This is a genomic window from Massilia agilis, assembly GCF_024756255.1.
GTDB classification, from domain to species: domain Bacteria; phylum Pseudomonadota; class Gammaproteobacteria; order Burkholderiales; family Burkholderiaceae_D; genus Telluria; species Telluria agilis.
Genome location: NZ_JANUHB010000002.1, coordinates 153,928 through 166,091, shown reverse-complemented (window position 1 = coordinate 166,091; position 12,164 = coordinate 153,928). Strand labels below are relative to the sequence as shown.

Annotated in this window: 11 protein-coding genes; 1 reads left to right on the top strand and 10 read right to left on the bottom strand. The window is 68.4% G+C overall.

The genetic code is table 11. The features are described 5' to 3' along the window. Positions 1 to 28 precede the first annotated feature (28 nt). The 8 genes from NX774_RS07650 to wrbA form a co-directional block, all read right to left on the bottom strand. A complete protein-coding gene (locus NX774_RS07650) occupies positions 29 to 1,114 on the bottom strand; it encodes a threonine aldolase family protein (protein ID WP_258821588.1) in 1,086 nt (361 codons plus the stop codon). A gap of 74 nt (positions 1,115 to 1,188) precedes the next feature. After that, a complete protein-coding gene (locus NX774_RS07645; RefSeq protein ID WP_258821587.1) occupies positions 1,189 to 3,012 on the bottom strand; it encodes an ABC transporter transmembrane domain-containing protein in 1,824 nt (607 codons plus the stop codon). Between the two features lie 28 nt (positions 3,013 to 3,040). Next, complete coding sequence (locus NX774_RS07640; protein WP_258821586.1) at positions 3,041 to 4,111, bottom strand: lipocalin-like domain-containing protein; 1,071 nt, start codon at positions 4,109 to 4,111, stop codon at positions 3,041 to 3,043. Further along, on the bottom strand, positions 4,108 to 6,654 hold the full coding sequence (locus tag NX774_RS07635; protein WP_258821585.1) for an FtsX-like permease family protein: 2,547 nt from the start codon (positions 6,652 to 6,654) through the stop codon (positions 4,108 to 4,110). The genes NX774_RS07640 and NX774_RS07635 overlap by 4 nt, the downstream gene beginning before the upstream one ends. Continuing rightward, on the bottom strand, positions 6,642 to 7,097 hold the full coding sequence (locus tag NX774_RS07630) for a DUF4124 domain-containing protein (protein ID WP_258821584.1): 456 nt from the start codon (positions 7,095 to 7,097) through the stop codon (positions 6,642 to 6,644). Before NX774_RS07630 ends, NX774_RS07635 begins: the two co-directional genes overlap by 13 nt. Before the next feature lie 13 nt (positions 7,098 to 7,110). Further along, entirely contained in the window at positions 7,111 to 8,520 is a 1,410-nt protein-coding gene (locus NX774_RS07625; protein WP_258821583.1) for an FAD-binding oxidoreductase, read from the bottom strand. Continuing rightward, positions 8,513 to 8,911 carry a DUF2069 domain-containing protein gene (locus tag NX774_RS07620; RefSeq protein ID WP_258821582.1) on the bottom strand — a complete coding sequence of 133 codons (399 nt, stop codon included), beginning with the start codon at positions 8,909 to 8,911 and terminating at the stop codon, positions 8,513 to 8,515. The genes NX774_RS07625 and NX774_RS07620 overlap by 8 nt, the downstream gene beginning before the upstream one ends. After that, a complete protein-coding gene (wrbA, locus tag NX774_RS07615; protein ID WP_258821581.1) occupies positions 8,911 to 9,522 on the bottom strand; it encodes an NAD(P)H:quinone oxidoreductase in 612 nt (203 codons plus the stop codon). The genes NX774_RS07620 and wrbA overlap by 1 nt, the downstream gene beginning before the upstream one ends. 65 nt (positions 9,523 to 9,587) lie before the next feature. Between wrbA and NX774_RS07610 the strand changes: the two genes are divergently transcribed. Further along, entirely contained in the window at positions 9,588 to 10,967 is a 1,380-nt protein-coding gene (locus tag NX774_RS07610; protein ID WP_258821580.1) for a YihY family inner membrane protein, read from the top strand. Between the two features lie 72 nt (positions 10,968 to 11,039). Here the strand turns inward: NX774_RS07610 and NX774_RS07605 are convergent, their stop codons facing one another. Continuing rightward, a complete protein-coding gene (locus tag NX774_RS07605; RefSeq protein WP_258821579.1) occupies positions 11,040 to 11,345 on the bottom strand; it encodes an Mpo1-like protein in 306 nt (101 codons plus the stop codon). Positions 11,346 to 11,357: 12 nt separating this feature from the next. Then, positions 11,358 to 12,164: an alpha/beta fold hydrolase gene (locus NX774_RS07600; protein WP_258821578.1), complete on the bottom strand. Its 807-nt coding sequence runs from the start codon at positions 12,162 to 12,164 to the stop codon at positions 11,358 to 11,360.

Below are 12,164 nucleotides of genomic sequence, written 5' to 3'. Positions count from 1 at the left end.
GGACAAATTGCGATTTTAACCCAGCCGCTCAAGCGGCGAGGGCTTTGGCGAACAGCGCCAGGCCGTCGCGCACCTGCTGGTTCGACAGGCCAAGCATGTTGTCGCCAATGTAGAGCTCGACGTAGCTGGAGTCCGGCAGCGCCGCGTGCGAGGCGCGGTTGAAGATCCAGATGCCGTGTTCCTCGGCGAGCTGGTTGCGGATCGCCAGTGCGCGGTCGCGGCTGACCGGCAGGTGCAGGTGCAGCATGTTGGCTTGCGGTTCGGCCGGGTTGACGCGGATCTCCGGATGCGCACGCAGCGCCTCGTACAGGAATTGGGTGCGCTCGAAGTAGGCCGGCATGGCGGCAAGGCGCTCGTCGAACTGCATGGCCGCAGCCACCACGTAGGGTGAGCGGTGGATGACGTTGCCGCCCTGGCGCTTCATCCACTCCGAAGCACGCGCGACAAATTCGCGGCTGCCGGCCAGCATGGCGCCACCCAGCCCACCGATGCCCTTGTACAGCGAAACGTAGACCGAATCGAAGCCGGCCGCGATTTGCGCCGCCGTCTTGCCGTAGCCGGCCTGCGCTTCCCACAGGCGCGCGCCGTCCATGTGCAGGTGCGTGCCGCGCTCGCGGCAGTGGGCCTTGATCGCTTCGAGCTCGTACCAGGGCGTGATCTGGCCGCCGATCTCGCGCATCGGGATCTCGAGCGCCACCGCGCCAAGGCGGTCGGGCACCGACTGCAGGTCACAGACCGTCCAGGTGCGGTGGCGGTCGCCCACCTGCAGGGCGTTGAAGTGGCCGAGCAGCTGGTAGTTCGAGCGCTCGTGCACGATGATGTGGGAGGTCGGGTGCAGCGCGACCAGCGGACGTCCGCGGTCCTGGCAGGCCAGCCGCAGTGCTGTGACCTGGGTCATGGTGCCGCTCACGCAGAATACCGCCGCCTCGAAGCCCAGCAGCGCGGCAACCTTGCGTTCGAACGACTCGATCAGGTCACCCGCGCCGTACACATCGTGTTCGATGCCGTTGGCCTCGCACCACTCTCCCATGGCGGCAAACATCTCGGCCGGACGGCGGGCGCGGTGGCTGGTAAAGACGGTGTGGCAGCGTGCCAGCAGTTCTTGGTCGGTCAAAACGGGCTCCTTGGCAAATGGGCCATTCCGGCCCGCCGCCACTGTACACCGAAGCGGCGGACGGCGAAAGGCGGCTAGGCCTGGGTCTCGCTGGGCGCAGCCTGCAGGTGGTGGAACTGCAGCGCGGCCAGGTTGGCGTACACGCCGCCCAGCGCAACCAGCGAGGCGTGGGTGCCGGTTTCGACGATGCGGCCGTCTTCCATGACGATGATGCGGTCGGCGCGCTGCACGGTAGCGAGGCGGTGCGCGATGATGAGGGTGGTGCGACCGACCATTGCCGCTTCCAGCGCGGCCTGCACCAGCCGTTCGGACTCGGCGTCCAGTGCGCTGGTCGCTTCGTCCAGCAGCAGGAGCGGCGGGTTCTTGAGCAGGGCGCGCGCAATCGCGATGCGCTGCCGCTGGCCGCCGGACAGGCGCACGCCGCGCTCGCCGAGGAACGAGCGGTAGCCCTGCGGCAGCCGTTCGATGAACTCGTGCGCGGCCGCCATCTTCGCCGCTGCGATCACTTCGTCGTCGCTCGCCTCCGGACGGCCGTAGCGGATGTTTTCCATCGCGTCGGCAGAGAAGATGACGGTATCTTGCGGCACGATGCCGATCGCGCCGCGCAGCGTGTGCAGGTCAAGGTCGCGAATGTCCACGCCGTCCAGCGCAATGGCGCCGGCCTGCGGATCGTAAAAGCGCAGCAGCAGCTGGAACAGCGTGCTCTTGCCAGCGCCCGAGGGGCCGACCACGGCCACCGTTTCGCCGGGGCGGATCAACAGGTTCAGGTGCGCCAGCGCGGCAGTGTCCGGGCGCGACGGGTACGAGAAACTGACGTCCGCCAGCGCCACCGCTGCGCCGCCTTCGGTGCGCTGCGGCAGCGGCTTGCCATGCGCCGGGTTCTGGATTTCGGAGCGCGCGGCCAGCAGTTCGAGCAGGCGCTCGGTGGCGCCGGCGGCGCGCTGCGCTTCGCCCATCACCTCGGACAGCGCGCCAATCGAGCCGGCCACGATGGACGCATACAGGATGAACTGGCCAAGGTCGCCACCCGTCATGTCGCCCGACAGCACCGCGTGCGCGCCCAGCCACAGCACGAACACGATGGTACCGAACACCAGCACGATGGCCAGCATGGTCAGGAAAGCACGCGCACGGATGCGGCGCATCGCGGTGTGGAATGCTCCCTCGACCGAGCGGCCGAAGCGGTCAGCCTCGATGCGCTCGTGGGTGAAGGCCTGCACGGTGGGCACGGCGTTGAGCATTTCGCCGGCCAGCGCCGAGGCGTCGGCGATGCGGTCCTGCGAATCGCGCGAGAGCTTGCGCACCCGGCGGCCGAAGAACACGATCGGCACCACCACCAGCACCAACAGGCCCAGGATGATGGAGGAGAGCTTCACGCTGGTCACGAACAGCATCGCAAGGCCGCCGAGGAACAGCAGGGCGTTGCGCAGGGCCACCGAGATGCTGCTGCCGACCACGCTCTGGATCAGGGTGGTGTCGGTCGTCAGGCGCGAGAGCACCTCGCCGGTCTGCGTGGTCTCGAAGAACTCGGGGCTTTGCTGGACCACGTGGCGGTACACCGCTTCGCGCAGGTCGGCGGTGACGCGTTCGCCCAGCCACGACACGGTGAAGTAGCGCGCCGCGGTGGCCAGCGCGAGCACGGTCGCGACCGCGAACAGCGCGAGGAAGGTGGCGTCCACGTGCTTGATGCTCCTGGCGCCGGCGGAGGCGCCGAAGCCCAGGTCGATCATCTGCTTGAATGCGTAGGGGATCGCCAGCGTGGCAGCGGCTGCGACCACCAGCGCGATGCCGGCCATGAGGAACTGGCGGCGGTACGGACGAAGGAACGGGAACAGGCCGCGGAAAGCGGCAAGGCTGCCTTTGCGGGATGGCTCGGTGCCGGTGGAGCTGTCGGTCATGTGTTTACGCGTTGTTCTGTTGTTCGGTTCAAAGCTTGAGCGGCGCCACGTAGCCGGTCATTTCAAGATAGCCGTGGCCTGCGGGCGCGCCATCGAGCAGCACGCTGACCGCGCCTTCCCAGTACACGGCGCCGGTCGAGCGGCGGGAGTCGAGTTCCTGGTCCTGCTGCAGGGGGCGCAGCTGCCAGGTGGCGCCGCCCAGCGCCAGGTCGGTGGCGACCGGGTACACGGCGCCGGTGCGTGGGGATGTCCAGCGCGCTTGCGGGGTGAAGCGGACCTGGTCCGCCGCGTATTGTGCCACCGCGCCCGCGGCGTTGCGCACGGTTGCGTGCGCCCACAGTGTACCACCGCGCTTGGCGCGTATCTGGAACGCCATCAGGGCGCTGCCGTCGTCCAGGTTGGCGCCCAGCCAGTCCCACCCGGCAGCGTCTTCCTGCAACGCTTCGCTCGACCATTCGTGGTCCAGCCAGGCGGTGCCGGTCACCGCCACGGCGGCACCGGAGCGGCGCGATGCCGATCCGCTGACCTTGAGCTGCGGCTGGCTGTAGTAATAGCTGGCGTTGCGCGGCGCCGGGCCTTTTTGCGAGAAGCCGCGTTCGCCCTGCAGCAGCACGGGCTGGCCGGGCTCGAGCCGCAGGTCGAACGCCAGCTCGCGCGCATGCACCGACACGCGGTAGCTGCCGTCGGGCGCGCGCACCATCGTCCAGTCGTCGAGCTTGACGTCGGTGGTGCCGGTGCGCGCCCACGCCAGGCCAAAGCCCTCGCGCGCGCTGCGCTCGTCGTGCAGCAGGTGGCCGAGCGCCGGATCGGACAGCGCCGCGTGGCCGATGATGAGCTGTTTTGCCGCGAACGCGCTCGGGTTGGCCGGGTCGTTGCCGGTGCGGCTGCGGAAAAACGTGACCTGGAAGCCGAGCGGCTTGCCGTCCGGCGTACGCAGCCAGCCGGTTACATACCACCACTCGGTACGAAATTCAGGGTGCGCGCCAAAGTCGGCCGGGAAGACGAGGGTGCGGCCCGGCGTGACGGGCGTAAAGGTGGGCGGCGCGGCCTGGCAGCACGCGGCGGCCAGCAGCAGCAACAGGAGCAGCAGCCTTTTCACCAGTCCTCCCTTACGGCCCGCACCGGGCCGCCGGACAGCGCGTAGCGGCCGGACGCCAGCGCGGTGAGGATGGACGCCACCACCAGCACCGCCGCCACGGTGCCGATCAGCGGCCAGGGCAGGTGCAGTTGCATCGTCCAGTGGAAGGACTGCGGGTTGACGACGAACACGAGGATCAGGCTGATGAACAGGCCCAGCGCAAAGCCGCACAGTACGCCCAGCGAGGTGAGGAAGCCGCCCTCGAACGCGAGGATGCGCAGCACCTGGGTGCGGGTGACGCCGACGTGGCGCAGCATGCCGAACTCCCGCGCACGCGCGAGCGTCTGGGCCGAGAAGGTGGCGGCCACGCCGGACAGGCCGATGGCGATCGCGATCGCCTCCAGCAGGTAGGTGACGGCAAAGCTGCGGTCGAAGATCTTCAGGCTGATCGCGCGGATCTCGCCGGGCTGGGCCAGCGTGAGCGCTGGGCCGAAGGGCAGGGCGCGGATCGACTGTGCCAGCTTGTCGGCGCTGGTGCCCGGTTGGGCCCACATGGCCGCGTCGGTCACTTCGCGGTCACCGGTCAGCGCGCGGTAGTCGGCCAGGCGGACGACGACCGAGCCGGATTGGTTGGCGTAGTCGCGCCACACCCCGGCCACGAAGAACTGGCGCGGCGCGCCGCCCAGCGGTATCGAGATGCGGCTGCCCGGGTGTACCTTGTACAGGTCCTGCATGGCCTCGGATATCCAGGCCGGACGTTCGCCCGCCGGCACGCTTGCTTCCGGGCCGATCAGCGCAAGCAGCTTGCCCGGCTCGCGCAGGTCGAGGTCGCGCGCGACCAGGGTCACGTCGGGCCGGTCGGCCTGCAGCGAGACCGGGCGCGTGCGCAGGAACTGGATCTGCTGCACGCCCGGCAGTTGCGCAAGCGCCTGCTGCTGGGCTGCGGACAGAGCGCTGGTGTTGCCGCCTTGCGCGCTGCGGAGGTACAGGTCGGCAGGCAGGATGTGCACCATCCAGTCGTCCACCGACACGCGGAAACTGGCGACCATGATGCCCATTGCGACCATGAGGCTGAAGCTGGCCAGCACGCCGCCCAGGGCGATCGAGGCCTGGCCCGGGGCATTGGCCAGCCGGGCGAGGGCAAGCGTCAGGATCGGCATGCGCGCCGGATTCTTTTGCACCTGGCGGTCGAGCACGTGGAACACGGAAGCCGCCAGGCGCGGCATCAGGCCGATGCCGCCCACCAGCAGCAGCGCAATGGCAAAGTAGCCGAACAGCGGCAGCTCGAATACCGGCGGGGCGAACGTGAATGCGGCGGCGCAGGCCAGGCAGACCAGCGCGGGCCACACGCGCGACAGGCGCGCAAGCGGCGCCTCGTCATTGCCCGCCTTGAGCGCCACCGCGGGCCGGGCGCGCGCCGCTTCCAGTGCCGGGGCAAGGCAGCCGAGCAGCGCCACGCCCAGGCCCAGCGCGAAGAACACGGCCGCCGCCAGCGGAGAGAATGCCACCTGCGGCTGCACGCCCGGGAAGTAGCCGGCGCCCAGGTCGCCGCCAAAAAAGCGCAGCGCAGCTGCCGCCAGCGCATAGCCGGCGCCGATGCCGCACAGGGAACCAATCACGCCCAGCGTGGCGCCTTCTACCAGCACCTGGCGCAGCAGGCGCCGGCGTTCGAGCCCGAGCACGCGCAGCAGCGCGAACTGGCTGCGCCGGCGCAGCACCGACAGGGCCTGCGTCGAGAACACCAGGAAGGCCCCGGTGAACAGGGCCACCAGCGCAAGCACGGTCAGGTTGACCCGGTACGCCCGGCTCATGTTGTTGGTGCGGCTTTGCTGCTGCTCGTCGTTGGGCTGGCCGACGCGAAAGCGGCCGGGGTAGGCCTGCTCCAGCTCCGCCGCCAGCGCGCGTTCGAAGGCTGCCCGGTCCACGCCGGCACGCAGCTTCAGGTCGATGCGCGACAGTTGCCCGACGCGGTTGAAGCGCCACTGCGCGGCGCCGATGTCCATCACGCCAAGGCGCTGCCCGGCACGCGCCTGCACCGTGCCGGCCACGCGCAGGCGCACCGGCTGCGTGCCCGCGCGCGGGGCGACGGTGGCGCCGGGACGCGCGTCCAGCCACGCCTGCGCCGCGGGCGAAAGGAAGATCGCGTCGTCCGCGATCACATCCGTTTGCTGCCCCCTGGCCGAGGTGCCGATCAGGCCCGGCTCGACGAAGCCGGCACGGAACGGGTCCACGCCAACCACCTTGAGCGTGCCCTTGGCCTCGGGGACCGGGGCCGCCACTTCCAGCACGGGCGAGGCCATGGCGACCCCCTCGTGCGTGGCCAGCCGCGGATAGACCGATTCGTCGAACAGCGCTTCGCGCCCGGACACCTGCAGGTCGGCCTGGCCGGCGAGGCTCTTGACGGCGGCCGAGAACTCGTTGAATGCGGCAGCGTTGATCAGGTGGATGGCAAAGCCCATGGCCACGCCGACCGCGATCGCGGCAATGGCCAGCAGTGCGCGCACCGGGTGCGCGCGCCACTCGCCAAGCAGCAGCCAGCGTGACAGGAGGCTTACGCCGGACATTCCACCGCCAGCGTTTCGGCGTCGCGCCGCGCCTTGATGCGTGCCTGTTCGAGCGCTGCCCCGGTCAGCCGCGCGCGGTCTTCATCTGCCCACTTCTGGCGCAGGCGCAGCTTGCCGCAGCGGCGGCGCTGGCTGTCGGCGGCGCGCCGTTCGCGCGCTTCGGCCCGCGCCTCGCGCTCGGCGCTGGCGCGCGCGCGTTCCTGCTGCAGCTCGCGGGCGAGGCGCATTTTTTCTAGCTCGAGCAAGGCCTCGCGTTCGCGGCTGGCCGCGCTGGCGGCGCCTGGGCCAGGCGCGGGCGGAACGTTGAGCGCGACCACCTGGCCGCGCGCGCACGGCCGGTCGCCGTATTCGATCTTGCCGTCCACCGTGCATTTGAACACCGACTGTGCCAGCGCTCCCTGGCACAGCGCGCACGCGGCCAGCGCGGGAATGAGTCGCAACATGGTCATCTCCTGGTCAAAGAATTTTGCCAGGGTTCATAATGCCGAGCGGGTCGAGCGCGGTTTTGATGGCACGCATCATGTTCAATTCAACGGCCGACTTGTAGCGCGTCAGGTCGCTCCGCTTGAGCGCGCCAATCCCGTGTTCGGCGGATATTGACCCGCCGAAAACATGCACGCTGTCGTGGACGATCCGGCTGACCGCCGCCTGGTTGGCCAGGAACTCATCGTGCGACTGTCCCTCGGCCGGGGCGACGTTGTAGTGCAGGTTGCCGTCGCCCAGGTGGCCGAAGCACACCAGCTGGCAGCCGGGGAAGGCCTGCTGCAGCTGGGCCGCGGTCTGGTCGATGAAGTCGGCAATGCGTGAGATCGGCAGCGACACGTCGTGCTTGAGGTTCTTGCCGTCGGCCGCCTGCGCCAGCGGAATGTGCTCGCGAATATTCCACAGCGCACGCGACTGCGCCAGCGAGGTGGCGACCACGGCGTCGTCGATGATCCCTTGCTCGAGCGCGTCGCCGATCGCCCCTTCCAGCAAGCCGATCGCGTGTTCCTCGGATTCGTTGCTGGATACTTCGAGCAGCGCGTACTGCGCGTGCTCCTGGGCGAACGGGCGCGGCAGGTGCGGGAAATGGCGGCCGACCAGCCGCAGGCACACGTCGGACATCAATTCGTACGCGGTCAGGCTGGCGCCACAGTAGTCCTGCGCCAGCGACAGCAATTCGAGCGCGCGCCGCGGCGAGCCTGTCGCCACCAGTGCCGTGATGGTCGCCTTGGGCTGCGGATACAGCTTGAGGACGGCGGCGGTGATGACCCCCAGCGTGCCTTCTGCGCCAATGAACAGGTCGCGCAGGTCGTAGCCGGTATTGTCCTTGCGCAGGCCGCGCAGCCCGTCCCACACCTCGCCCTGGGCGGTGACCACTTCCAGGCCCAGGCACAGCTCGCGCGTGTTCCCGTAGCGCAGCACCGCCGTTCCGCCGGCGTTGGTGGACAGGTTGCCGCCGATCGTGCAGCTGCCCTCGGCGGCCAGCGACAGCGGGAACAGCAGGCCCGCTTCCTCGGCCGCATCCTGGATCTGCTGCAGGATGCAGCCGGCCTGCACCAGCATGGTCCGGTTGGCGGTGTCGATGTGGACGATGCGGTTCAGGCGGGTGAGCGAGAGCACTACTTCCAGCCCGCTGTCGTCCGGCACGCTCCCCAGCACCAGGCCCGTCTTGCCACCTTGCGGCACCAAGGGCACCCGGTATTCGCCGCAGGCCTGCACCAGTTGCGCCACCTCGGCGGCGCTGGCGGGGCGCAGGACGGCGCGCGCGCGGCCGGTGAAGCGACCGCGCCAGTCGGTCAGGTAAGACGCCATGTCGGCATGCGAGGTCAGGACATGGGACGCGCCGATCAGTTGGCGGCAGCGCTCGAGGAAGGCGTCAGTCATGCGGTACTTTCACTTTATCCAGCAACTCCTTGGCCAGTTTCTTGGCCGCTTTTTTGTACGGCCGCAGGTACAGCAGGGCGCACGCGAAAAACGCTACCGACAGGATAATCTCGCCCCAGGCCATGAAGCGGGACATCTCAGCCACGTCGGCCCAGGCGCGCACGGCGCCTTCGGCAAAATACAGCAGGATCACCATCGACGACCACTGCAGCGTGTACAGCTCGCGCTTGAGCACGCCGCGCAGCGGGATCAAGAGTGGCAATACCTTCAGGGCGAGCAGCGAACCGCCCGCGTGGATAGGCGCGACGACCATTTCCCAGGCCACGAGCCAGAATATCAGTGCGACCAGGCTGGCAATCGCACCGGCGTGAAAGAACTTCTGGTTTTCCATCACTGTGTTCCGCGCAATTTCACCGCAGCCATCGCCAGACGGCGACCAAGCGCGATGGCCAATGTCTTCTCATCTTCCGTGACCGGCTTGTCACCGTCAATACCGGCCCAATGGGTTGCGCCGTAGGGGCTGCCGCCGCTGCCGGTGTTCATCAACTCGGGATGGGTGTAGGGCAGGCCCATCACCAGCATGCCGTGGTGGAGCAGCGGGATCATCATCGACAACAGCGTTGCTTCCTGGCCGCCGTGCAGACTGCCAGTGGACGTGAACACGGCGGCCGGCTTGCCGGCCAGCGTGCCCGAGACCCATTCGGTGGCGGTGCCGTCAAGGAAGTACTTGAGCGCGGCGGCCATATTGCCGAAACGTGTGGGTGAACCGAGCGCCAGCGCCGCGCAATCGGCCAGGTCCTGCAATTCCACGTAGGGGCTGCCGCTGCGCGGGATGTCGGGCTCGGTCGCTTCGGCCACGGTGGACACCGCGGGCACGGTGCGCAAGCGCGCCTCGGTCCCCGGTACGCTCTCGATCCCCTGGGCGATGAACTGCGCCAGCTTGCGGGTGGCGCCGTGGCGCGAGTAATACAGGACGAGAATTGTCAGATTGGATGGGTTCATCGTTGGTATTATAGGGCGCTTTACAGAGTGACATGCCCGGTACGCGGCACAATTTTAGCGACTACATGCTTTCCAAGACCGTCTCATCGATTTCGCGCTCCACCACGGAAATGATCAACGTCAGCGTGGACATGGTGCGCGGCCTGACCTGGCGCGAAACCCGCGACCTGGTGCGCTTTGCGCGCCGCCGGCTGAACGAGGAAAAGCTGCCGCAGGTGGCTGGCAGCCTCACGTTCACGACCACGCTCGCGCTGGTGCCGCTGCTGACGATCGTGCTGGCGATCTTTACCACGTTTCCCATCTTCGGCCAGCTGCGCGCGGCCCTCGACACCTATTTCGTGCAGACGGTGATGCCCAAGGCGATCGCCAACACCGTCACCTCCAACCTGACCCAGTTCGCCAGCAAGGCCACCCGGCTGTCGGCCGTGGGCGCGGTGGCGCTGCTGGTGACGACCACGGCCATGATTGCCACCATCGAGCGCGCCTTCAACCAGATCTGGCGGGTGCGCCGGCCGCGGCCGCTGGTGCAGCGTATCGTCATCTACTGGGCCTTGCTCACGCTGGGGCCGCTGCTGTTCGGCCTGTCGCTGACGGTGACCTCGCAGCTGTTCACGGCCACCAGCGCTCTGGTCAAGGCGGTCCCGTTCATCGGCGCGCTGTTCTATTCGAGCGTGTCGGTGGCCATCACCACCGGCGGCTACACGCTGCTTTACATGACGGTGCCCAACCGCCCGGTGGACTGGCGCGACGCGGCCTGGGGCGGTTTGGCGGCGGCGCTTGCGTTCGAGGTCGCCAAGCGCGTGTTCGCGCTCTTCATCGGCCAGTTCCCGACATATGCGCTGATCTACGGCGCGCTGGCGGCGCTGCCGCTGTTCCTGCTGTGGATGTACCTGTCGTGGATGATCACGCTGGTGGGGGCGCTGCTGGTGGCGGCGCTGCCGGTGGTGAAATATGAACGCTGGTGGTACGAGCCGGTGCCGGGCGGGCAGTTCGTGGACGCGATGGCGATCCTCAAGGTGCTCTACCGCGGCGCGCAGATTACCGGCACCACGTTGGTGTCCAGCCCGGCGATCCGGGCGCACACGCGCATCGGCTACGACGAAATGCGCACGCTGCTCGACCAGATGGTCACGGCCGGCTGGGTCGGGCGGGTGCAGACCGACATCTCGGCCCGGGCGCGCTGGGGCAAGGGCGTGCGCGAGAACACCGACAACTGGGTGCTGCTGCTCGACCCGAGCACGCTCAGGCTGTCGGACGTGTACCGGTTGTTCATCTTCGGCGCGGCCGGAGTGGAGGCGCTGGCGACCACCGGCCCGGAACTGCTGCCGTCCTCGCCCGTGACGCTGGATACCGCGGCGCTGGCGCGCCAGGTGGAAGAGGCGGTGGAGCGCGGGCTGGACCAGACGCTGGCCGAGCATTTCGGGGACCGGCGCAAGGCGGAATAGCGAGCTGATATACCGTCGTTCCGGCGAAGGCCGGAACCCATACTGAGTTCGCTACTTCGTTGCGACGGTTGATTACCAGGTCACCTTCCCGGTCAACATCTGCCAGTACATCACCCAATCGGCCCGGAACGAATACAGCGGCTGGTCGAACGTGGCCGGGCGGTTCTTTTCGAACATGAAGTGCCCGATCCACGCCCCGCCGTAGCCGGTGACGAGCGCCACCAGCAGCCACCACGGGTTCAGGCTGTCGGCAAACTGCACCATCGCGGCGATTGCCGACGAGGTGCCGAGGAAATGCGCGCGACGGCAGCGGCGGTCGGCATGCTGGGTCAGGTAGTACGGGTAGAAGTCCGCAAAGCTGGTGTAGCGCGCCGTCATGCTGCCTCCTCGTTAGAGCTTGCTGGCGAAACCGTACAGCGCGTCGAGCACCGCGTCCGGCTGCTCGCTCATCATCTGGTGGCCCGCGTCCACGCTGGCGATTCTCCCATGGCCGATTGCGCCCGTCAGCAGCTTGGCCGAACGTGGCGGTGTCATCACGTCCTTGGTGCCGAGCACGAACAGCGTGGGGCAGCGCACCGCTTCGGCTGCCGCCTGGCCGTTGGCGTAGGCGTTACAGGCCGCAAAGTCGGTGTAGAACAGTTGCTCCGGGTTTAGCTGCGACATGCGCTGCATGAGCCGGCGGGCTCCGCCCATCACCCAGAACCCCGGCCCCGGGCACGATGGCTTGTGCGCGATGGTGGAGTGCGACCAGATATTGACCATGTCGATCGCGCGCGCTTCGTCACTGCGCGCCGTCTCGAGTAGCGCGTCGGACACCTTCATCGGCCAGGTCGTGCCCAGCAGCGCCAGGCCGCGCACGCGCTCCGGTGCGCGGTGGCTCGCTTCCAGCGCAATCAGGGAACCCATGCTGTGCCCCGCGAGCACGGCCTGCTCGACACCGGCGGCAGTCAGCAGCGCCAGCACCCAATCGGCCATCGCCTCGACGGTGGTGAGGGCGGGACCGCCGCTGCGGCCGTGGCCGGGCAGGTCCAGCGCCAGCACGGCAAAGCCGTGGTGTGCGAAATAGCGGGTTTGCAACGCCCACACCGAGTGGTCGTTCTGCGCGCCGTGAATGAAGACGATCGCCGGCAGCGATGCATCGAACGCGCGCCCGCCCGTGTAGCAGTAAGCCTGTTTGCCTTGCACCTCGAGGATCAC